The 21817-nt window shown below is 68.2% G+C and carries 21 protein-coding genes and 1 riboswitch; of the genes, 5 read left to right on the top strand and 16 right to left on the bottom strand.

The window, feature by feature from the left end; genetic code table 11:
• Positions 1 to 22 precede the first annotated feature (22 nt).
• Together ACYU7L_RS16655 and ACYU7L_RS16660 are read right to left on the bottom strand one after the other, a co-directional pair.
• Entirely contained in the window at positions 23 to 787 is a 765-nt protein-coding gene (locus ACYU7L_RS16655; RefSeq protein ID WP_460798924.1) for a CbtA family protein, read from the bottom strand.
• A gap of 102 nt (positions 788 to 889) precedes the next feature.
• Complete coding sequence (locus ACYU7L_RS16660; RefSeq protein WP_460798926.1) at positions 890 to 1108, bottom strand: CbtB domain-containing protein; 219 nt, start codon at positions 1106 to 1108, stop codon at positions 890 to 892.
• A gap of 184 nt (positions 1109 to 1292) precedes the next feature.
• Positions 1293 to 1420, top strand: a riboswitch (cobalamin riboswitch).
• A 23-nt stretch (positions 1421 to 1443) separates the two neighbouring features.
• On the opposite strand from ACYU7L_RS16660, the gene ACYU7L_RS16665 reads away from it, so the two are divergent.
• Positions 1444 to 2133 carry a (2Fe-2S) ferredoxin domain-containing protein gene (locus tag ACYU7L_RS16665; RefSeq protein ID WP_460798928.1) on the top strand — a complete coding sequence of 230 codons (690 nt, stop codon included), beginning with the start codon at positions 1444 to 1446 and terminating at the stop codon, positions 2131 to 2133.
• 3 nt (positions 2134 to 2136) lie between these two features.
• Here the strand turns inward: ACYU7L_RS16665 and ACYU7L_RS16670 are convergent, their stop codons facing one another.
• A complete protein-coding gene (locus ACYU7L_RS16670; protein ID WP_460798930.1) occupies positions 2137 to 2439 on the bottom strand; it encodes a hypothetical protein in 303 nt (100 codons plus the stop codon).
• A gap of 11 nt (positions 2440 to 2450) precedes the next feature.
• Positions 2451 to 4184 carry a BCCT family transporter gene (locus ACYU7L_RS16675; protein WP_460798932.1) on the bottom strand — a complete coding sequence of 578 codons (1734 nt, stop codon included), beginning with the start codon at positions 4182 to 4184 and terminating at the stop codon, positions 2451 to 2453.
• Positions 4185 to 4489: 305 nt separating this feature from the next.
• Between ACYU7L_RS16675 and ACYU7L_RS16680 the strand changes: the two genes are divergently transcribed.
• The 3 genes from ACYU7L_RS16680 to ACYU7L_RS16690 all read left to right on the top strand — a co-directional run bounded on the left by ACYU7L_RS16680 (position 4490) and on the right by ACYU7L_RS16690 (position 12975).
• Positions 4490 to 11242, top strand: a complete 6753-nt coding sequence (locus ACYU7L_RS16680) for a CehA/McbA family metallohydrolase (protein ID WP_460798935.1) — start codon at positions 4490 to 4492, stop codon at positions 11240 to 11242.
• 146 nt (positions 11243 to 11388) lie between these two features.
• Positions 11389 to 12303 carry a DUF480 domain-containing protein gene (locus ACYU7L_RS16685; RefSeq protein ID WP_460798937.1) on the top strand — a complete coding sequence of 305 codons (915 nt, stop codon included), beginning with the start codon at positions 11389 to 11391 and terminating at the stop codon, positions 12301 to 12303.
• A 69-nt stretch (positions 12304 to 12372) separates the two neighbouring features.
• A complete protein-coding gene (locus tag ACYU7L_RS16690; RefSeq protein ID WP_460798940.1) occupies positions 12373 to 12975 on the top strand; it encodes a DUF1349 domain-containing protein in 603 nt (200 codons plus the stop codon).
• Between the two features lie 288 nt (positions 12976 to 13263).
• Here the strand turns inward: ACYU7L_RS16690 and ACYU7L_RS16695 are convergent, their stop codons facing one another.
• Positions 13264 to 14304, bottom strand: coding sequence for a hypothetical protein (locus tag ACYU7L_RS16695; RefSeq protein WP_460798942.1), 1041 nt, complete (start codon positions 14302 to 14304; stop codon positions 13264 to 13266).
• A 760-nt stretch (positions 14305 to 15064) separates the two neighbouring features.
• Between ACYU7L_RS16695 and ACYU7L_RS16700 the strand changes: the two genes are divergently transcribed.
• Entirely contained in the window at positions 15065 to 15313 is a 249-nt protein-coding gene (locus ACYU7L_RS16700; protein WP_460798943.1) for a hypothetical protein, read from the top strand.
• A 205-nt stretch (positions 15314 to 15518) separates the two neighbouring features.
• On the opposite strand, the gene ACYU7L_RS16705 is transcribed toward ACYU7L_RS16700, so the two are convergent.
• From ACYU7L_RS16705 to ACYU7L_RS16755, 11 genes are all read right to left on the bottom strand, one after another.
• The gene (locus ACYU7L_RS16705; protein ID WP_460798945.1) at positions 15519 to 15953 is read right to left on the bottom strand and encodes a hypothetical protein; all 435 of its coding nucleotides are present in this window, start codon (positions 15951 to 15953) and stop codon (positions 15519 to 15521) included.
• Positions 15940 to 16356: a hypothetical protein gene (locus ACYU7L_RS16710; protein WP_460798947.1), complete on the bottom strand. Its 417-nt coding sequence runs from the start codon at positions 16354 to 16356 to the stop codon at positions 15940 to 15942. Before ACYU7L_RS16710 ends, ACYU7L_RS16705 begins: the two co-directional genes overlap by 14 nt.
• 165 nt (positions 16357 to 16521) lie before the next feature.
• Complete coding sequence (locus ACYU7L_RS16715; protein WP_460798949.1) at positions 16522 to 16833, bottom strand: hypothetical protein; 312 nt, start codon at positions 16831 to 16833, stop codon at positions 16522 to 16524.
• Positions 16834 to 16853: 20 nt separating this feature from the next.
• A complete protein-coding gene (locus ACYU7L_RS16720) occupies positions 16854 to 17711 on the bottom strand; it encodes a PASTA domain-containing protein (RefSeq protein ID WP_460798951.1) in 858 nt (285 codons plus the stop codon).
• Positions 17708 to 18244, bottom strand: coding sequence for a sigma-70 family RNA polymerase sigma factor (locus ACYU7L_RS16725; protein WP_460798954.1), 537 nt, complete (start codon positions 18242 to 18244; stop codon positions 17708 to 17710). The genes ACYU7L_RS16720 and ACYU7L_RS16725 overlap by 4 nt, the downstream gene beginning before the upstream one ends.
• Before the next feature lie 440 nt (positions 18245 to 18684).
• Positions 18685 to 18990, bottom strand: coding sequence for a hypothetical protein (locus tag ACYU7L_RS16730; protein WP_460798956.1), 306 nt, complete (start codon positions 18988 to 18990; stop codon positions 18685 to 18687).
• Between the two features lie 131 nt (positions 18991 to 19121).
• Complete coding sequence (locus tag ACYU7L_RS16735) at positions 19122 to 19583, bottom strand: hypothetical protein (RefSeq protein ID WP_460798958.1); 462 nt, start codon at positions 19581 to 19583, stop codon at positions 19122 to 19124.
• 187 nt (positions 19584 to 19770) lie between these two features.
• Positions 19771 to 20091 (bottom strand): hypothetical protein, encoded by a 321-nt coding sequence (locus ACYU7L_RS16740; RefSeq protein WP_460798960.1) that lies wholly within the window; start codon positions 20089 to 20091, stop codon positions 19771 to 19773.
• Between the two features lie 122 nt (positions 20092 to 20213).
• Positions 20214 to 20456, bottom strand: coding sequence for a hypothetical protein (locus ACYU7L_RS16745; protein WP_460798963.1), 243 nt, complete (start codon positions 20454 to 20456; stop codon positions 20214 to 20216).
• The gene (locus ACYU7L_RS16750; RefSeq protein WP_460798965.1) at positions 20453 to 20686 is read right to left on the bottom strand and encodes a ribbon-helix-helix domain-containing protein; all 234 of its coding nucleotides are present in this window, start codon (positions 20684 to 20686) and stop codon (positions 20453 to 20455) included. The genes ACYU7L_RS16745 and ACYU7L_RS16750 overlap by 4 nt, the downstream gene beginning before the upstream one ends.
• A gap of 245 nt (positions 20687 to 20931) precedes the next feature.
• Positions 20932 to 21663 carry a hypothetical protein gene (locus tag ACYU7L_RS16755; protein ID WP_460798968.1) on the bottom strand — a complete coding sequence of 244 codons (732 nt, stop codon included), beginning with the start codon at positions 21661 to 21663 and terminating at the stop codon, positions 20932 to 20934.
• Positions 21664 to 21817 lie beyond the last annotated feature (154 nt).

Raw genomic sequence — 21817 nt, forward strand, 5'->3', positions numbered from 1 at the left:
CGCCCCGGCGGGGGACGTCCGCTCAGGCGGTCGCCCGCTCGCTGATCTCCAGCCGGCCTAGCAGCCAGGTCAGCGCCACCCCGAGCGAGCCCCACAGTGCCGTCAACGTGAGCAGAGAGCCGATCCGGAACTCCCAGAGCACGTCGGCCGGGAAGTCCCCGATCTCGTTGACGCCCGGCATCGCGACGGCGGCGACCACCATCACCGCGACGTACGCCGCAGCGGCGGCGACCACGGCGCCGTACCCGCCCAGTCGCTGGGTCAGCCGCCGGGCCAGTGCGACGGCCGCGACCATCGCCACCACCGAGATGAGCGCGAAGGCGAAGTAGTAGCCGGTGCGCTCGCCGATGGTGTCCCCACTCCCGACCGCCGGCGGCGCGGCGGGGTATTTGAGGAACGGCAGCAGCGAGTAGGCGAGGAACCCCAGCGCGACGACCAGGGCGGTCGAGCCGACCAGCGAGAGCCGACCGACGCGCCCGGCGACGGCCGCCGCGATGAGCGACATCAGGCCGCCCAGCGCGACACCGACGGCGACGGTGGCGGTGGCCAGCCCCCAGGTCTTCTGGGTGGTGCGGGAGATGCCGCCCTCCTCCTCACCGTGGGAGTGGGAGTGGGCCTCCTCGCCCTCAGCGTGGGAGTGAGCGGCGGGCTCAGCCGCCGCGGACTCCTCCATACCGATGGCCGTCTCGATCGGGGGCTCGCCGACGGTGAAGGCCACCAGGAAGGCGAAGACCCCCGCAATGAGGCCCGCGAGCAAGCCGCGGACCAGGAAGTTGCGTGCAGTCACGATGTGGATCCAGTTCTGTGGGTCGTCAAGGAGCCGTGCCGGGGAGGGCACGGCTGGGAACCGCCCGGTCACGGGCGGTGCTGGCTCAGCGGCGGTGCTGCCTCAGTGGCAGGGGTAGCCCAGCAGGTGACGACCGTCGTGGACCCACTCGTGGATGGCGGTGCCGGCGGGGATCGAGACAGCGCCCTGATCGGCGCTGACGAAGAAGATCACCAGCGTGCCGACAAGGCCGAAGAACAGCGCCCAGGGGGCGAGCTCTCGCAGGTCGACGGTGGGAAGTTCGGGGGCGCCGGCAATCGGCGCCGCAGCAATCTGCGACATGTCTACTCCTCAGGGTGATGCGCCCTGGTCGTGAGGGAAAAGGACGAGTGCCTGGGTCTGACTTCACCGCCGAGGCGGTGTCACAGCAGCGCGACTGTGCCGGATTCACACCGGCTTCCATGGCATTCGCTAGGCGGAGCCTACGACGGATTCGTCGATCGCGTCGCGCGGGCTCGCCGACTGGTACGTTGCGCCTCGTCGTGGTGCGTGCGAAGCCGGTGCAGGACCGGCGCGGCCGTCGCCACTGTGAGTGCGTCAGCCGATCCGGGGGCTGGGCACCAGCCAGGATCCGACCACGACATCGCAGACAGCCTCGACTCCTGGAGTCACCCCGGATGACCACCCACGTCCTGATCGGCACGTCGCCGGCCGACGCCGCCCGGCCCGGTGAGCTGCACGCGCTGGCGGATCGGCTCGGCGCCGAGCTGGCGTTCCTCCAACTGGCCTCCCCCGGCCTCACCGACGTCCTCCGGCGGCTCGCGGAGGCGCGCACCCCTCGGGTCGTGCTCGTCGGTGTCGGCGGCGACCCGTCCGGCCCCGGCGTCTCCTGGCTGCGCCGGATCGCCGCGGACTGGTGGCGCTCCTTCGGTGACGGCGCCCCGGAGCTGGCCACGGCACCCGCCTATCTCACCGACGAGGCGGACTGGCCGGACCTGGTGGAGCGCGCCCGGCCGATCACCCACGGCGGTGCCGGGCTGACCTCCCCGGCCTGGGAAAAGGTGCCGGCGCATCGCCGCCAGGTGTTCGTCTGTCGGGGCCCGCGCTGCACCGCTGCCGGGGCCGAGGAGTCGTGGAAGGCGCTGGTCCTCGAGATGATGGGCAGTGCGATGGGAGACGACGACGTCCTCGTCACGCACACGGGGTGTCAGTTCCCCTGCAACCAGGCTCCCGTGGTCACGGTGCAGCCGGAGGACGTCTGGTACGGCGGGGTCTCCCCCGCCGGCGCGCGGGAGATCGTGCTCGGTCACCTGGTCGAGGGGGCGCCGGTTGAGCGACTGCGGCTGCGCAGGCGGGGCCGTGAGTGACCCTCAATCGGTCAGGACGACGTAGGCACCGACCACAGCGATGCCCGTCGCCACGGCAGCGATGCCGGCGCCGGCGGCTCGACTCCGCGGGGAGCGCGATGATGTGATCACGAGCGCGCAGCCGACCTGGAGGAGGGCAAGAACGACGAAGGGGGCTGCCACCAGCGCTCCCGCCAGCGCGGGCTCCGCTCCGGCGTAGAGCCCCCGCTCGCTCTCGTAGGTCCCGCGGTAGATCAGGGCGACAACAACGACTCCCACCACGGGTGCCAGCCACCCCAACAGGTGCGAGCGCTCAGCCAGAGACACGTGGTGTGCTGTCAGGAGGCTGACGTGGAGCCGGGTCGCCGGGGGCGGCCCGGAGGTCGCCTGTCAGCGATGGGGCCGGGGCTGACACCACTGGTGCGGGCGATCTCACCCGCCACCTCTGCCGCCAGCAGTCGCCGCTCGGCCCGCTGGCTGAGCCGGTGCTCGTGCAGCAGCGCCTTGGCCGTCGACACCATCATGCCGATCATCACCACGCTGAAGGGTGCGGCCAGCAGGATCGCCATCGTCTGGAGGGCACCCAGACCATCCCCGCCACCGACCGCGCCGGCGATCAGCAGGGTGGCTGCGATGAGTCCCTCGAGCACGGCCCAGAAGACGCGGCTCCACACCGGCGGCTGAGGGTCTCCACCCGAGGCGAGCATGTCGACCACGAAGGAGCCGGAGTCGGAGCTCGTGACGAAGAAGATCACCACGAGCACCATCGCGAGCACGCTCAGCAGACCGGAGGCCGGCAGACCGTCGAGGAGCTGGAAGAGGGCGCGATCGGTGGAGACGGCACCGTCCTCGCCGACCAGGCCGCCCTCACCGAACATCTCCCGATAGATCCCGGAGCCGCCCAGCACGGAGAACCAGAGGAACGTGACGAGTGTGGGGACCAGGAGAACGCCGGTGACGAACTCACGGACGGTACGACCCCGCGAGATGCGTGCGATGAAGACGCCCACGAACGGAGCCCAGCTCATCCACCATCCCCAATAGAAGGTGGTCCAGCCGCCGAGCCAGTCACTCCCGTCCTTGCCCTCGAAGCTGAAGGTGCGGAAGGAGAGCTGGAAGAAGTTGCGGGCGTAGGAGCCGAGCTGCTGCACGAAGTCGCCCAGGAGGAAGACCGTGGGACCGAGCACGAGCACGACCAGCAAGAGGAGCGCGGCCATGCCCATGTTGATGCTGGAGAGCCACTTGATGCCCTTGTCGACGCCGGTGGCCACCGAGATCACCGCGATGCCTGTGATGACGGCGATGAGGACGACCTTGAGGGTGGTGGAGGCGTCGCCGACGTAGCCGAGGTACTCCATGCCCGCACTGACCTGGCTGACGCCGAACCCCAGCGAGGTGGCGACGCCGAAGATGGTCCCGATCACGGCGATGACGTCGATGACGTCGCCCAGCGCCCCCTTGACCCGGTCGCCGAAGAGCGGCTCCAGCGCCCAGCGGATGGAGACCGGGCGGCCCTTGCGGTGTACGGCGTAGGCGACGGCCAGGCCGACCACGACGTAGATGGCCCACGCGTGCAGCCCCCAGTGCAGGAATGTCGTGTCCATCGCCTCGCGTGCGGCGCCGGCCTCGGTGGTGCTGGTGCCGGGCGGCGGAGACGCGAAGTGGTTGAGCGGCTCAGCGACGCCCCAGAACACCAGGCCGATGCCCATGCCTGCGGCGAAGAGCATGGCGAACCACGACTTGAGTCCGAACTCGGGCTCCTCGTCGTCCGCGCCCAGCACCACATCACCTGTGGGTGAGAGAGCGATCCACGCCGCGAACAGGACGAAGGAGCTGACCAGCAGCACGTAGTACCAGCCGAGGCCGCCGATCACGCTGTCGTTGGCCGTGTCCAGCGTCTCGCTCAACGTCTCGGGGGCGAGCACTGCCAGAGCCACCACGACGAGCAGGATGACGGCAGCGGGCCAGAAGACCCGGGGTGCCTTGATCAGCGAGTCGGGACGGAGCCCACTCTGCTCGGGTTGGCGCTCCCTGTTGGGGGCCGGCGACTCAGCCTTTGGCGTCGTGGTCACGGGGTGTTCTCCTCACAAGAGGTTGGGGCACGGCGGACCTAGAGGGGCCACCGTATTCGGCGCCGTCGTGCCGCCCCTCGCTGGGCCCGACCTCAGGGGGGTGTACGACGGCCCGCGGGCGGGCGTATAGAGGGTCCGGAGCATGGCGGCGTCAGGTCTGTGCGTACGCCGTCTCGATGGCCGGGGAACACCTGTGGTCCAGCACCAGATCAGCCGTCGTTCATCCGGGTCGGATGTTCTTTCTTGGTTACCGCAACCATGGAGGATCAATGTCTGGATGGGGCCGCACAGCGAGCCGAGCGACAATGAGGCACGCCTTGGTCGGCGCCACCGCCGCAGCACTTGTGCTCGGTGGACTCAGCGCAACCGCAATCCCGCAGGCGCAAGCCGCGCCACGGGACCACGAGCGACCGACGTACCTCGGCAAGACGCTCTACACCGGCGAGTTCCACTCGCACACCTCGGTCAGCGACGGCGTGAAGATGCCCGTGGACGCGTTCGAGCACGTGCACACCGAGACCCAGGCGGACTTCTTCGCCATCTCCGAGCATGACGTGATGTGGGACCTGCGCAACGGGGACGACTTCATCGACGACTGGCGTGACGCCGATTCGCAGGAGTGGCGCCAGGTCCATGAGGACGCCTTCGCGTTCAACGACTCGCAGGACGACCTCGTCGCCGTACCGTCGATCGAGAACACCTGGTACGACGGCACCGGCCACATCAACGTCTTCAACGCCGACTGGAAGGCCACCGCGCGCGCCACCGAGAAGGGCAGCGTCGACGGCTTCGCCAACAAGTTCGGCACCGGCGACATGAAGTACGACATGTACACCTTCTTCGCCCGGATCAAGCAGGACCCTGACGCCATCGCGCAGTTCAACCACCCGAGCCCGAAGGGCAAGGGCAACTTCTTCGGGTTCAACGGCCTCGACCGCGCGGTCGACGAGAGCATGGAGCTGATCGAGGTCCGCAACGCGGGACAGCTCGAGCAGTACATCAGTGCGCTCGACACCGGGTGGCACGTCTCCCCGGTCTACAACGGAGACGAGCACTCCGCCACGTGGGTGAGCAGCAACCAGGCGATCAGCGGTGTGTGGACCGATGACTACTCCCTCGATGGTCTCTACCGGGCGATGAAGGCGCGCAGCACCTACAGCACCCAGGACGTGAACGTCGAGCTCGCCTTCGGCGGCAACGACCAGCTGATGGGCTCAGTCCTCCCTGACGACACCACCGAGGTGAGTTTCGACGTACGGCTGAAGGACCCCGACGAGCGGGACTCCTTCACCAAGGTCGAGCTCGTCACCAACGACGGTGCGATCGCCCACGACTTCCCCGACGTCGAGGGCCGCGAGCTCGACCTCCAGCACCGACTCCCGGTCGACGAGGGTGACTGGTACGTCGCCCGTGCCACGCAGGACGACGGTCACGTCATCGTGTCCGCGCCGATCTGGGTCGGCGAGACCACCCGCGACGCCAACTACGCACCGACCATCACGGTCGCGGAGGGCTTCGCGACCACCGCGGCGTACGGCGACACGATCGCACTCCCGCAGGTGAGCGCCACCGACGACTCCGGTCTCGATCCCGCCGTGAGCTTCGAGGTGTACGACGCAGCCGGGCTAGTCGACGCCTCCGAGGGCGGTTTCCGCATCCGCAGCTACGACGACCACTTCGTCGTCGTGAAGGCAGAGGACGAGCAGGGGAACATCGGCTCGGAGCTGCTGCGCATCGTCGTCAGCCAGGACCAGCTCGACCCCGACGGCGTCTTCCAGCACTTCGGGAGCACCGCCGCCGTGACCGAGCAGGCCGGCGGCGCCGGCATCGCGGTCTCCACCGATCGCTCGATCGAGAAGGTCTTCGCGCAGGTGCTCCCGGCCGGTGACGAGGACTGGGCAGACGCCGCGGTGCTCACCTCCGCCAACGACAAGCCCTACGAGGTCAACACGATCGGCAACGCCGAGCCGGTCTACCAGCACTCGATCACCGGGCAGACAATGCGCAGTCACGAGTTCGACCTGACCGGGCTCGCCGACGGCGAGGGATACCAGTACCGCTTCGGCGTGGCGGTCGACGGCGCAGCCCCCTCCCCCGACACGGCCGACGCGTGGACCGACGTGCAGGGCGAGTTCGTCGCTGGCGGCGCCGGCAACGAGCCGATCTACGCTATCGGCGACCTGCAGGCGACGACCCACGACGCCGACGATCTCGGGATGCTGCGCGACGTCCTCGCCACCCTGCAGGAGAAGACACCCGGCGGCCGCACGCTGCTGCAGACCGGGGACCTGGTCGACAACGGCGGACGTGGACAGTACTGGGACGAGGTCTTCGAGCACGTCTTCGACGGCCTCGACATCCAGTACGCCCCCGTGGCGGGCAACCACGAGACGTACGGCGACCTCGACTACAACTCGCACTCCGAGGAGCGCACGGCGATCTTCGCGAACATGTTCAACGTGCCGAAGAACGGCGCGATCGGGGAGAGCAACTACTCCTTCAACCGCGGCGACGTCCACATCTCGGTGCTCAACTCCGTGCACGACATGGACAAGCAGATCAACTGGCTGGCCAAGGACATCCGAGCCAGCGACCGCAGATGGAACGTCGTCACCGGCCACTACTCCTACTACGGCGGCTCCCACGGCAACGACGGTCCGCTCGCGGCCGACCGGCCGAAGCTGACCGCGGCCTTCGAGAAGCTCGGCGTCGACCTCTACATCGGCGGCCACGACCACCTCTACAAGCGCTCCACCATCTACGACGGCCGCCTCGCCGCGACCCCGGAGGAAGAGGCGCTCGGCACCACGTTCGTCACCCTCGGCTCGGCCGGACCGAAGTTCTACGACAACGTCGTGCACTGGTGGGACGACGTCGTCTACGACGAGGACGACCAGATGGGCTCGGTGCTCGAGGTCACCGACGCGGGACTCGAGCTGTCGACCTACACGCGCGACGGTGAGGTGGTCGACAGCTACACCGTCAAGAAGGCGACCGACCACTGGCGGATCACCTCGACCGACGTGGTCGACCGCACGTTGGCGGGCATCGGGGTGATCAGCACCGAGGGCGCCCCCGAGACGGTGACCCTGCTTGCTGCCACCTACGACAGCACCGGCGTGGAGATGCGCGACATTCGCACTGTCGACGTCACGCTGGACCACCAAGGGTCCGAGCAGTACGTCACCTTCGACGAGCCGATGCCCGTGAACCCGAGCGACACCCTCAAGGTCTACGGCTGGGACGGCCTGGCCAGCGGCCGTCCGATGACGGAGCCGATCCTGGTGCGCGAGGGGATCGGCGGCGAGGGCACCGCGGCGGATCCGTATCTGATCGCCACCGGTGCGGACTTGGCCAAGGTCGCCAACGACCCGGCCGGTCACTACCGTCTGACGGCTGACCTCGACCTGACCGGCGAGACCCACTCGCAGCTCGACCGTCTGGCCTCGTTCACCGGTGTCTTCGACGGAGCCGGGCACACGATCACCGGCTTCACCACCCCGAGCGTCGAAGGTGTCGGTCTCCTCGCCGACAACTACGGCACGATCCGCAACCTCTCCGTCGTCGGCGACGTCGAGACCGAGCGCGGCACCGTCGGCCTTGTCGCCGACGTCAACCACGGCCTCATCGAGCGGGTCCGCACTGCGGGATCGATCACCGGTGCGACCCGGGTCGGCGGCATCGTCGGCGACCACTACGGCACGATCCGCGACGCCTACTCGACCGCCGAGGTCACCGCCACCGGCATGTACGCCGGGGGCGTGGTCGCGATCGCGATCGGCGGCTCGAGCAGTGAGCGGCTCTATGCCACTGGCGCGGTGAAGGCGCTGGTGCGCAACGCGGGTGGCGTCGTCAGCTACGGCTACGAGGACACGGCGATCGCCCAGTCGGTCTCGCTCAACGATGTCGTCCAGGCTCCCTCCTTCGCTCACGCCATCCTGGGACGGGTGGCCGGCAGCGAGATCGCTGCCCTGTCCCGCAACTACGCGGCCTCGACCGTCGCCGTGGCCGTCGAGAGCCTCGCCGAGCCGCCTGCCGCGGACAACTGGAAGGGTGAGGTCGTCCGCGCCGCGGACCTGCGCACGGCCTCGTGGTTCGCCGACCTGGGTTGGGACCTCGAAGGGGTGTGGGAGTGGCACGTCAAGGCCAAGCGCCCGGTGCTCCGCAACGCGCCTGAGCCGGTCGATGACTCCACCGTCGCCCCGACGCTCGAGCAGGCAGCCGACGGCTCCTACCTGATCGCCGAGCCGGCGGACCTCACCCAGGTGACGGCGTTCCCGGAGGAGGACTACCGGCTCGCCGCCGACCTCGACCTGGCCGGAGTCGACATGGCGCAACTCGGCAGCAGACGGCCCTTCAACGGCACCTTCGACGGCGCGGGTCACGAGATCCGCCACTGGACCTCGGAGCTGGGCGGTCTGTTCTCCTTCATCGGGCCTGACGGGACCGTCCAGGACCTGGCGATCGTCGACGCACGGGTCAACAAGGCGACGCCGCGAGCCGGCGCCCTGGTCGACTCGTTGGAGGGCACGGCCGAGCGGATCTGGACCTCCGGTGCGGTCCGCGCCGCCTCCTACGCCGGGGGCGTGGCCGGCAACTCCTTCGGCACGATCCGGGACGCCTACTCGACGGCGACGGTCACCACCACCACCGGCAACTACGCCGGCGGCATCGTCGGGGTCGCCGACTCCCCCAGTGTCACCGAGCGCGTCTATGCGACCGGCGTCATCACCGCCGGGGGTACGTCGGCAGGCGGCGTCACCGGGTATGCGCGCAACAGCGGCACTGAGGTCCGCAACGCGTTCGCACTGAACCCTGCGGTCACCGGCACCACGACCTCGCAGCGGGTGGTTGCCCGTGCGGCCAACGGCCAGACGCCGACGCTCGAGGCGTTGTACGCCGTCGAGTCGGTCATCGCCGGCGTGCAGTCCGTGACCACTGAGGGTCCGACGACCTTCAACGGCGCCACCGTGACGGCCGCGGACGCGGCACTCCAAGCGACCTGGACCGACCAGATCGGCTTCGACCTCACCGAGACGTGGGAGTGGAACGCCAACGGGAGCCGTCCCGTGCTGCGCAGCGCGCCCGAGGCCGTCCCCGTGCCGCCCGGTCCGACCGCGAAGCAGGACACCGACGGCGCGTGGCTCATCTCGACGGTCGAGGAGCTGCAGGCACTGGTCACGCATCCGGCGGAGCGGTTCCGACTCGCCGGTGATCTCGACCTGGCCGGCACTTCGGTGCGCGTCCCGGTCTTCAGCGGCTCGCTCGACGGGGCCGGACACAAGATCCGTGGCCTGACGTCGGGCGCCGGTGGTCTCTTCGGCACGATCGCGGCGGAGGGTGTCGTCACCGACCTGCGGCTGACGCAGGTGGGAATCACCGCGGCTGGCCGAGCGGGAGGCTTGGTCGACACGCTGCGTGGCACGGTTGAGCGGGTCGGCGTCTCGGGCACGGTGAGGGCGAAGGAGTACGCCGGCGGCATCGCTGGGCACTCCTTCGGCACCATCCGCGACACCTGGTCGACTGCCGAGGTGACCTCGACCAACGGGGCCTACGCCGGCGGCATCGTCGGAGTGGCTGACTCTCCGAGCACCACGGAGCGGGTCTACGCGACAGGTGAGATCCGCGCGTCGGCCGCCTCGGCCGGCGGTCTGGCAGGGTATGCCCGCAACGCTGGCACCGTCGTCCGCCACGGCGTTGTGCTCAGCCCGGTGGTCACCGCCACCAGCAACGCACACCGGGTGATCGCCCGCTTCCAGGGTGCTGAGCGCGCAACGCTGGCTGACCTCTGGGCGAGCGAGACGCTGGTGCCTGCCGTGCAGACCTCGAAGGTGGAAGGTCCCGACTCGCTCAACGGTGGCTCGCTCACCGCGGCGGAGCTCGCCCTTGCGGAAACCTGGAACGGGGCTGGCTTCGACCTCGAGTCCATCTGGAGCTGGGACGCCGAGCTGACCCGTCCGGTGCTACGTGCCCCGGAGGCCGCGCCGGCGGCGGTCAACCCTGCTTCCACCTCCCGGATGGGTTCGTTCGTCGTGCGAACGGCAGCCCGCACCGCACCTGCGAAGGAGTCGGCTGCCGAGGTCCCCCGGCACACGATGGTCGTCAACGGCGCCCTCACCACTCTCACGGTGGAGATGGGTGAGGATGCCGCGGGCGACCAGGCCGGTGTGCTCGTGCTGGCCTCCAGCGCTGACCCGTCAGCGCCGACAGCCGCCGACATCACCTTCCTGGGACAGCTCACGCTCGACGCCCAGGGCAGCGCGGTGCTGGAGATGGCGCTGCCGCAGGCACCCGCGTCGTACCGGCTCCTGGTCGGCACGACCGAGGGTGGGGCGCCGTACGTCGCGCCGCTCGATCCCCGGACGCCGACGGACCCCACCGATCCGACGGAGCCGACCGATCCGACCGACCCCATGGAGCCGACCGACCCCACCGACCCCACGGAGCCGACCGACCCCACCGACCCCACGGAGCCGACCGATCCCGCTTCGGCGGCGGTGAGTGCCAGCAACCTGAAGTTCCGTTGGGGCGGCACCGCCACCTTGGCTGTCCGCGTGGCCGGGGACGCGGGTGCACCGACCGGCACGGCGCGGGTGCTCGACGGCTCGAACGTCGTCGGCCTGGCCACGCTCACCGACGGCACGGCGTACGTCGTCCTGCCGGCTCTTGCTCTTCCGGTGGGTCGTCACAGCCTGCGGATCGCCTACGACGGCGACGACACCTACGCCGATGCGTCGGCTGCCGTCCAGGTCCGGGTGCAGAAGGCGAAGGCGGAGGTCCGCGTGCTGAAGGTGACGCCCAAGAAGATCAAGGTGCGGCACACCAGAGCCCTCGCCCGCGTCCGGGTGGCCGTCCCTGCCGGGGTCAGCGCGCACGGCGCCGTCTCGGTCAAGGTCGCGGGGGGCAAGAGCATCAGCGTCAAGATCAAGCGCGGTGTGGTGAAGCTGAGGCTGAAGAAGTTCAGGTCGACCGGCACCAAGAGCCTGAAGGTCGTTTTCACCGGCAACACCGAGGTGATGAGGGCGAAGCAGACCTTCCGGGTCAGGGTGCGCCGCTGAGCTGATGGTCGCGGGACGACGGTTGCGGCATGTCCGGGAGACGGAGCACTCCGGGGCATGCCGCACCGGTCGCACATCACTGCCTTCAGACCGCAGAATCGCGCTGTTTGGTCCGCATCGTGCCAAGGCAGACCTAAGGTCGTCACGTGAGAGAACTCCCCGTCCTCGATGCGACTGACCAGCGCATCCTCGGCAGCCTGCTGGAGAAGCAGACGACCGTGCCCGCCACCTATCCCCTCTCCGCGAACGCCCTGATGTCGGCGTGCAACCAGACGAGCAGCCGCGACCCCGTCACCGACCTCGACCAGCAGATCGTCGAACGGGCCGCGAAGTCGCTCAAGGAACGCGGGCTCTTGCGGATCGTGTGGTCCGACACCGGGCGCCGGACACTGAAGTACCACCAGATCCTCGACGAACACCTCGCCCTCGAGCCCGACGAGCGAGCGCTGCTCACGGTGCTGCTGCTACGCGGCGCGCAGGCGCCGGGTGAGCTGCGCACCCGCACCGAGCGGTTGCACAGGTTCGCCGACCGGGGCCAGGTCGAGGAGTGCCTGCACCGGATGGCGAGCCGCCCGCAACCCCTGGTGCGCGAGCTCGAGCGCCGGGCTGGCCAGCAGGATCCGCGCTGGATCCACCTCCTGGGCGCCGTGCCGGAGCAGAGCGCTGTTGAAACGGCCGGGACTGGGAGTGCAGACCCGTCACGCATCCGTGTCAGGCAGATCATCGCCGACCTCCGCGTGCCTGACCTCCCCGCCTCCAGGAGCTTCTACAGCGACTACCTCGGGTTGGCCGAAGAGGAGTTCAACCTGGGCTGGGTCGCCCGCCACACGTCGCCGGCATCCAGGGCGACGCTCCAGGTGATGACCAGCGATGCCACCGCGCCCGTGGACCCCGTGGTCTCGGTCATGGTCGACGACGTCGAAGCCGCCTACCGCCAAGCTCAGGAGCGTGGGTACGAGATCGTGCATCCCCTGACAACCGAGGCCTGGGGCGTGACCCGATTCTTCGTCCGCGCACCTGACGGCAACGTGCTCAACGTCGTTCAGCACCACGCAGGCTGAGGCTCTTGGTCGTACGCGGCGTCCTTGGCCGCAACCGCGCGAACCCGCAGTCGTGGGTAGGTTGATTCTGTGACCGATCGACGACCGACTGACTGGTGGCGTGAGGGTTGGCGGCACCTCGATTGGCTGAACCCACCCCCGCAGGTCGTCCGGGACCAGGACGACCTGCTGGTCACTGCGGCGGAGGGCAGCGACCTTTGGCGAACCACCTCCTACGGCTTCATCCACGACACCGGGCACGCCCTGCTCACCGACTTTCCCGATGGGAAGGCCGCTGAGGTCAGCTTCATCGCAGACTTCTCGGCCCAGTTCGATCAGGCTGGTCTGCTGATCCGTGCCGACGAGGAGCAGTGGATCAAGGCCGGCGTCGAGTTGGCCGACGGCGTCCTGCAGCTCGGAGCAGTCGTCACGCGCGGGGTCTCGGACTGGTCGGTCGCCCCCGTACCGGAGTGGTTCGGCCAGGTCGTCGTCGTGCGGGCGAGTCGCAACGGCGACGCCCTCACGATCCGGGCCCGAAGCGGCGACGAACCCTGGCGGCTCGTCCGCTTGGCACCCTTGCCACCCGGGCCGCTGCGCGTGGGACTGATGTGCTGCGCACCCATGCGCGCCAGCCTGGTCGTGCGCTTCACCGACCTGCGGCTAGACGAGGCAGACCAGTCCCTCCACCCCTGAGCAGACGGAAGCGCGTCAGGCTCGCTCAGCAGCGAAAGTGCCCGAACCACATCTGCGTGGCCTACCACTAGCGCCCCGTCGAATGGGCATTCGGCAAGGGGTGGGATGTGCACTGTCGTCCGCCCTCACCTCGGCACGACCGCGCGCGACCTTCGGCTGACGCTGCCCACGGCGCAGCGAACAACCGAGGGCGGCTTTGTCATCCAGCGCCGGGCGGAGCTGGGCGACTGAGGCACGCGTCCGGGTGCGTCCGAGCTGTTTCAGTCCCAGGACTGCGCCCCAGAAGACTCAGCGTTCCTCCCAGATCGCCTCGATCTCAGCGACGTCCTCCTGGTCCTCGGTGTCGGTCTCACCCATCAAGCTGGCGATGAGGTCCACCTCGAACCTGGGGAGGCCGTATTCGGGTACGGGGCCGCGCCAGACCACGACCCCGGCAGACCCGTCCTCGTTGAGGAAGACGGATTGATAGCCGACCGAAGACTGGTTCCAGACAGCCTTGAGCTCGTCGCCCTGCTCAGCTCGCAGAATGGTCCCGCTGTCCGCCTTCGTGCACCGCCACCGAGGCGGGCAGTCAGCGGCGCGGTCGGAGTCGAGCACGTAGTAGCCGGTGACCGTGGCGCCGTCGGCGAACTCCACGCCTGCGCCGATCGTCCCGTCGCCGTACTCGGGAGCATCGACCTCGTATGCGCTCTGCTCCTGGCTGTGGAGGTAGGCCTTGGTCAGCTTCGAGGCGATCACCTGGGGTGACAGTTCGGTCACTGCGGCGGGGCCCTCGGTGTAGCCGGACACCCGGGACTGCGCCAACTCCTTCGTGGTGCTCAGGCCGAAGCGACCATCGGTGACAATGGCAATCATCGATTCGACGCTGACCGACAGCTCGAGATTCCTGGGATCGCTGGTGACAGCGTCGCCTGCGTAGTAGGCCGAGTTGGTGCTGTGACCGTTGCGGTACGCGACGATGATGATGCCGGGGTCTTCCTCCGGCTCCTCGTCCTCCCAATACAACAACACCTTGCCGTCGGCAGTGCCGATCACCTCGCACGTCCCGCGATCGGTGAAGACACCGCAAGGGTCGGAATCTGGGTCCTGATCGTTCTCCGAGGCAGAGACCCGGAGCAAGTGGTCGTCCTCGCCGAATCGGATGCCGGCAGAGATGGACTCCTCCGTGGTGCCCTCAATGCTGTTCGGCTCGATGTCAGTGTGCTCGACGGCGATCGCGGCCAGCGCCTGGGGTGTCGCCTCCACGCGATCCCCGCCCTGCGCCTGTGGGTCGGCGCAGCCGGAGACAAGCAGGAGCGCAAGGGTCACCGTCGTTGCCAGTCTCACCATGGTGGGAACCTACCGAGCGGGACCGCCTTCGCCCGAGAGCTCAACAACCGACCCCCGCAAACGACCAGCGTTCAAAGAAGCCGATCGAACTCATCGGCGACCTACTGTTGCGAATGACCGCCAGAATCCGCCGATCCCCGTACTGGCACGCTCCGCGAGCCGATCCGTCACGAGGGCGCCCTTATCGCGGCAGATGAGCGCGTTTCCTTCTCCCAGAATTCTCGGTCCGATACCGGCGCCTCCTATCCTCTCCGAGATGCCCTCGCGCCGCTGACGGATCGTTCACCTGGAGGTGGTTTCGTGGTGAGATTGAGCGGCTGGTTGACGTGCGCGGTGATGTGCTTTCTCACGGTGGCGTGCGGTGGCTCGACGCCGTCTGACAACTCCCTCGAACGGATCCAGTCCTCCGAGACGGTCAACGACACCGATGCGGCGAAGTGCCTTGAAGCGATCCCTGACGCACTGGCTACCGCCAACCCGCCGCCTGTGCTCGCTACAGACCGAACCACCTACGAAGACGTCACGGAGGCGATGAGCGCCCACGGGCGTGAGGCCCTGACCGTGGTCCCCAAGTTGTCAGCGGATGCGGCGGTGACCCTGTGCTTGCTAGACACCCGAGCGATGCCCGCTGCTCCGTTCCGACGCTCCGTTCTGGCGGTCTCCGGCGATTCCAGTTGGTGGGCAGCCGGGCGGACCGGCTGAGGTCAACTGCCACCTGGTTGAAGTACCCATCTCGGCAGTTCCGCGCGCCATCAGCGGCATGAGCAGGTACTCCCAATACCCTCTCGACGTGGCGAATCAACGACAGGGCTTGTGGGCGCTCGTACTCCTTCTGCTCGTGGACACGCTGGTACTCGCAACCTTCCTCCCGGGGATCGCAGACGCGAGCGCTCCACTCTGGACGCGCGTCGTCTCGGTCCTCGTTGTGCTGTTCGCGCTCTTCCTCGGCGGCCTAACCCTCACCCGTCTGGTTCGACGCGCAATAGAGCAGGCCAAGATCGGAACCTGACCTCCAGTAAGCCGTCGTATCCGATTGGGCGAGAGCCGGACTCATCGACAGTTCCGCGCTATCGGCGGCAGATCCGAGTGCATTGAACCGCCTCAACTGACGGCAGCTACCAACACAGTCGCGACGACGACGCAGACGAAGAAGACGGCCCTACGTCGGATGATTCGCGCGTGCCGCGGCACGTCGCTGAGGTCCGTGGTCAGGGTCAGGCTCGGACCTGGCGAAGCGCTCGGGCTCGAAGATGCGTTAGGAGGGCCAACGCGGCGATGACGAGAGCGATGACCGGAGCCAACGCGAGCATCGCGCGAGCGTGCTCGCTCAGCGACAACGGGTGCGGGTCGCCGTTCACCGTCAGCGTGGTGTCCCAGGCGTCCTTCTCCACGCTTGCCCCCACCTCGAGGAGGTCGGCGACATCGCTATCGACGTGACGCAGCGCGCCGGCATCGACGGAGATCAGCCACACGTCATCGACGCCCGGGTGCTTCTCGGGACGCATCTCGACAGCGGTCACCGTCCCGTGGAGGTCGGTGGGGATGGTAGAACGCTCAACCAGGGTCCAGGGGGCCAGCGCCGCAAACAAGACGCCGGTGAGCGCCAGGGCGACGGCCGCCCAGGCGAAGCCCCGCTCAGGCGAACGCATAGAAGAACCCCGCAACCAGGAAGACCAAGCCGGCGACCGCGGCGACCGTCGCTGATCGGTCGTAGGGCCGGGCATCGAGCATCCCCACGCCCGCCAGGACGGCGCCCAGGCTTTGGTTGGCCAGGTCCACCGGATCGAACTCCGCGAGCCGGAACACCGTTGCCTCGGTGAACACTCCGAGCAGGACAGCTACCCACACCCCGAGGACGACCGGCCAGCGCCTCTCCGGGGCGGCCTCGACCACGACCGCTAGGAGCCAGTAGGTTCCGCCGGCGCCGGCGAGGAAGTGGCCCAGGTAGTCCGTGCGGTCCGAGAACAGCAGACCGTAGGCGACGCCCAACAGGACCACCGCCCCGACGCCGAGCGTCAGGGTGGGGCGGGGCCACGCGGAAAGCGGGTGCAACGATTCCTCCGATAGTCCGTCTGGGTCCGCCTCATCGCGGAGCGTGGGCCATCGTGCCGTAGGGACCGAGTAGGGGCGTTTTCAACGGCGATCGGTCTGCCATGTGACAGTCCAGGTGCGGGAGAGCACGCGGACAACTGCTCGAGTACGGCGCTGCTGTTGCCGTCATAGGAGCGCGGATCGCGGCTGCTTGTTCCATTGACCCAGGACCTCGGGCGTCCTCAGTACCCGGAAAAGGGGATCGAGGCCCTCGGCCCATTCCCGGATTGCTTCCACGTGTGCCGTCGTCGTCTGCCGCTGGTGGTCGGAACGACGTTCGGTGAACCCATGGCCCAGTGCCGGGCCTCCTGGCACCCCTCCCAGCCGTTTGTAGTGATAGGTGCCCGGCTGCTCGGAGTCGTAGGCGACCATGAAGGTCATCCCGTCGACCGCGAGCTCGAACTCGTCCGGGGAAAAGCACTGGCTGTCGTGGTCCACCCGCACATCCAAGCAGGCGGTCAGCGGATGACGTTGATGGTCACTGGGCTGCCGGAGCGGACCACGGTTCCGGCCGCTGGGGTGGTGTCGACGACACCGAGAGGGCAGTACCCGGTGTCCTTGCACACGGTCTCGTTGACGACGACCTCGAAGCCCGCGGAACCGAGTGCGGCCGTTGCGCGCTCCACGGCGTCCGGTCCTTCGGCCTGCTTGGGCGTCAGCGGCAGGTGCGGTACCGCGCTCTGGTAGTCGCCGAGGATGACCATCGAGTCTCGGATGGCGTCGATCTGGGACAGTTCCGCACCCTGACCGGAGACGGTGATGACGAAGTACACCTCCAGGTCCGGGATGCCGAACACCTGGCGGCAGGTGCTCGGGTCGCTCGTTTCGCACGTTGCGTCGTTGGCGACTACGGGGTAGCCGTCGAGGGTGCGGATGGTGGTCGGGGTGGAGTCGGTGAACATCATCGGGCCGGGGAGGATCTCGAGGTGCGTCGGCTTGGGATTGGAGTCGACGGCACAGCCGGAAGGGTCGGCGTAGTAGGCGACACCACGGTCAGATCCACACATGGGGCCGGTCGCCCAGGACTCGGGGATGGCGACCGCGACCTTGCCGGCACCCACGAGTTGAGTGGCAGGCGGAGGGGTGAGAGGTCTGTCGGCGGTGAGATGGCCGGTTCGTGGGTCGTCGCCAACGACGTTTGGTAGGGCGGCGACCCCGATCGTGAGCGCCAGGCAGGCCACTGCGCCCGCAGCCACCAGGCCGGAACGCCGTCGTCGGCGCAGCGCCTGGGCGCTGTCGAGGAGATCGACGGGTGCGGGGCGCACCGGGATGCTGTCGCTGAGCCGTTCGAGCACGGTCGACGTCTGGTCGTTCATGAGCTGCTCCCCTCGCGGAGGCTGGTGGGCGCGGCGTGGTTGGTGAGATCGGTCAGGTGACTGTTTGACGAGAGCTGGACGAGTGCCCGGGAAAGCCTGCTCTTGACGGTGCCGACGGGGATGCCGAGTACGTCGGCTGCCTGATGATCGGTGAGGTGCGCGAAGTACCGCAGGACGACGACTTCACGGGCGTCCTGGCTGAGGTCGCCGAGCGCGCGGTGGACCGCATCGGCTGCAGCGACCTCGTTGGTCCGGTCTTGGACAGACTGCTGCTCATCGACCATCGCGGAGGGACGTTCTCCCCACCAGCGCCGCCGGCGACTGTCTCGGCGGGCGTTGACGAGCATCCGGTACACGTAGCCGTCGCGGTTGTCGGCCTTCTGGACCTGTGCCCACTTCTGGTAGGCGCGCATCAGCGTGACCTGGACCAGGTCGTGGGCTTCCTCGACGTCGCAACCGAGACCGACGGCGGACCGGACGAGGGCGTGCCAGCGCGCGCTCGCGTAGGAAGCGAAGTCGTCGTCGTTGGTCATTGGTCTCCCGCGATGGGCGCTTCGGCAGGGTTGCCGGACACCACTGTGACGGTCCGGCAGGGCACTGCAGTTCCGTGCTCGAGCAAGAACTTCGACAACGGCTCATGTGGTGCGGGTTCGCGTTCTGGACCCGGCGAGGAAGGACGTGGGCGAGCGCCTGGAGGGACCGCGAGCCCAAAGCGCCAGACCTGGGTCTGCTGCAGGACTCGTGCTGCACGGGAAGAAGCGAGGCGCGTGGTCGACACAGATCCATGGCGGTGAGAGGCCGCTGACCTGACCCGACCGAATCTCGGCAGCTCCGCGCCATCAGCGGCAGATCCGAGTGCGTTGAACCCGCCGTCAGTCGAGGGTATTTACCAACACGGTTGCGGCGACGACGAGGCAGACCGAGAAGACGTCCCTGCGTCGGATGATTCGCTGCACGTCGCTGAGGTTCGGGGTCAGACTCGCGGCTGGCGAAGCGCTCGGGCTCGGAGGTGCGTCAGGAGGGTCAACGCGGCGATGACGAGAACGATGACCGGGGCGAACGCGAGCATTGCGCGAGCGTGCTCGCTCAGCGACAACGGGTGCGGGTCGCCGTTCACCGTCAGCGTGGTGTCCCAGGCGTCCTTCTCCACGCTGGCTCCCACCTCGAGGAGGTCGGCGACATCGCTGTCGACGTGACGCAGCCCGCCGTCATCGACCGAGATCAGCCACACGTCATCGACTCCGGGGTGCTTCTCGTGACGCATCTCGACAGCGGTCACCGTCCCGTGGAGCTCGGTGGGGATGGTGGACCGGTCAACGAGGGTCCAGGCGGCCAGCGCCGCAAACAAAACGCCGGTGAGCGCCAGGGCGACGGCCGCCCAGGCGAAACCCCGCTCAGGCGAAACCCCGCTCAGGCAAACGCATAGAAGAACCCCGCAACCAGGAAGACCAGACCGGCGACCGCGGCGACCGCCGCTGATCGGTCGTAGGGCCGGGCATCGAGCATCCCCACCCCTGCCAGGACGGCGCCCAGGCTTTGGTTGGCCAGGTCCACCGGATCGAACTCCGCGAGCCGGAACACCGTCGCCTCGGCGAACACTCCGAGCAGGACAGCTACCCACGTCCAGGTGACGACCGGCCAGCGCCTCTCCGGGGCGGCCTCGACCACGACCGCCAACAGCCAGTAGGTTCCGCCGGCGCCGGCGAGGAAGTGGCCCAGGTAGTCCGTGCGGTCCGAGAACAGCAGACCGTAGCCGACGCCTACCAGGACTACCGCCCCGACCCCGAGCGTCAGGGTGGGGCGGGGCCACGCGGCAAGCGGGTGCAACGATTCCTCCGGGAGTCCGTGCGGGTCCGCCTCATCGCGGAGCATGGGCCATCCTGCCCCAGGGGCCGAACAGGAGCGTCGGCAACGGGGATCGCTCTGCCATGTGACAGTCCCTGTGCGGGGAGCACGCGGACAACTGTGCTGCAGTACAGGGCTGCTGTTGCCGTCATGTGGGCGCGGATCGCGGCATGAACGGATGGCCTACAACTGTTCGTTCGGGCCGGTACGCGTCCTACCTCCGGCCCTGGATGGTGATGACCGGGGTGTCACAGGGCGACAAGTCGTAGGTGTCGTAGACGAGGTATCGCTGGCTTGGCGGCTGGATCCAGACGAGCTCGCGTACGTGCTGTGCGGCCGCCTCGAGCTCGCCCCACGGGATCGATACGAGCTCGTCCCACTCCTCCGGCGTCATGACGATCTCCACCACGGTCGAGCTTCCATCAGCATGTTGAGTAGTGACCACCAGGCCGTACGGAGCGCGCTCCTCCACCATCCCCAGCGAGCACAGTACGTCCACCAGTTCGGTCCACCACCGATCCGGCTCGACGCTCATGGCCTCATGATGCACGAGCTGCCTGCCGGAGTGTGGTCCGCATCTCGGCGTGACCGCGCGCTACGCGGCAGATCCGGGTGCTCCGAAAGGCGATCCGCTTGCGGGTGCGTGAGACGCCCAGTTCAGGGAAGGAGATCCCAGTACTGCCTACGGGCCGGCACGGCGTGGATGACCATCTCGTCGCCGCTCTCAAAGATCAGGACGACGGTCTCGAGTAGACGGGCCTGGGTGTCGAAGCCGAGGCGTAGTTCGCGGTGCGGCCAGTCCTCGTCACCAATCGGTTCGACCCAGAGCGGCCAGTCGGCTGCTTGAACCGCGTCGTCTGGAAGCACCCCGTGTCTGAGCGCGCTGTCGTGGACCTTCACGCCGCAGAGCCGGCCAGCGCCCTGCGGATTGCTTCGGATCTCGAGATGTGCTCTCGCTCGGCGATCGCGTCGACCGCAGCGAGCTCCTCCGCTGTGAGGCGTACTGCAACGACCTGCATCGGCTCGGCGCCACGTCCGGGCCGACCGCGTCCGCGGCGTTTCATCTCTTCGACGTCGTAGCCAGCTTCGGCCTCATCCGCCCATTGCTGGATCTGCTCTTCGCTGACCATGACCAATATCGTATTACGAAAAGCGAGTCGAGAGAAGGAGCGCAGTGACGATACTTGCGGACCGGAAAAGAAGGGCGGTCGCTGGTGGTGTCGGTGAGTTCCGCACACCACGCGCGCAAGGCCCGGACATCGGCAGTTCCGTGCGCCATCAGCGGCAGATCCGGACGTTTCCGAGGCGGTTGGCCGGGCGGCTTGGTGCCGAACTCTGAGCCGATGACGGTCCTGACTGAGCAAGTTGCTCGCCGTCAAGATTCTCTGCGGCGAGGGCCGTCGTGGAACTCCAAGCGCAAGTCCGGCACCACCTGCTCATCGGGGTCGATGGGTGGCAACGTCGCCATCGGCCACGGCACGATCGTCTGGAGCCGGTCGAGGTACTCGAAGAGCGTCTCGGACTGCTGGGCCACCTGCTCCCACGTGCCCATCTGCGTAGACCCGTTGCTCTTGTTTTTGAAGCGCGACCGATGGACGTGCCCAGCATCGAAGACCCACCATGCGGAGTGGACTGCCGCGTGCCGAATCTCAGCGACCTTCTGTTCCGCGCCCCAGTCGAGAACGGCGCGAAGCGGCTCGGCCAGCATCCCGTCTCCATCAGCGATCGCGGTCAGTCGATCCACGAGTCCAGACCATGTGGAGGGCACATCGGCGAAACCTGCACTCTCGGACTCTTCGGCGACGACGATGATCCGCTTCATCTCGGCCTCAATGTGCCCAGCCGCGACGGTGATCGCGCCCACGAGCACAAACACGTTTTGTCGGTACTGATGATCGCCGGGCGTCGCGCCGCCACTGCGCTTGACCCGGAACGTCGATAGGTCGTACCGCTCCTGCGGGTCCTCAACGATGGTGAGGAGACACTGCCAGCGCGGCATGTCCTCGACCTCCACGTTGAACACCTCGCCGCCGAGGCCGTCGCGCCACGAGGCATCCTTCTCGACGTAGGGGGAGGGTGGTCCATCGAGGTTGGGCGTGTCAGTCATGGGCGGCACCGTACGGGTCGCCACGGACATGCGGGAGGGTTGTCCCCAGTGCCGCTGCTAGTCCGCTCCCGTGGAATGCGGCCACGCCGGAGCATCCGCCCGCGGCTGCCGGACGGACAGGGCGCGCAGAGCACCGCACACGTCGTCACAAGGC

The organism is Nocardioides pacificus, assembly GCF_054775955.1.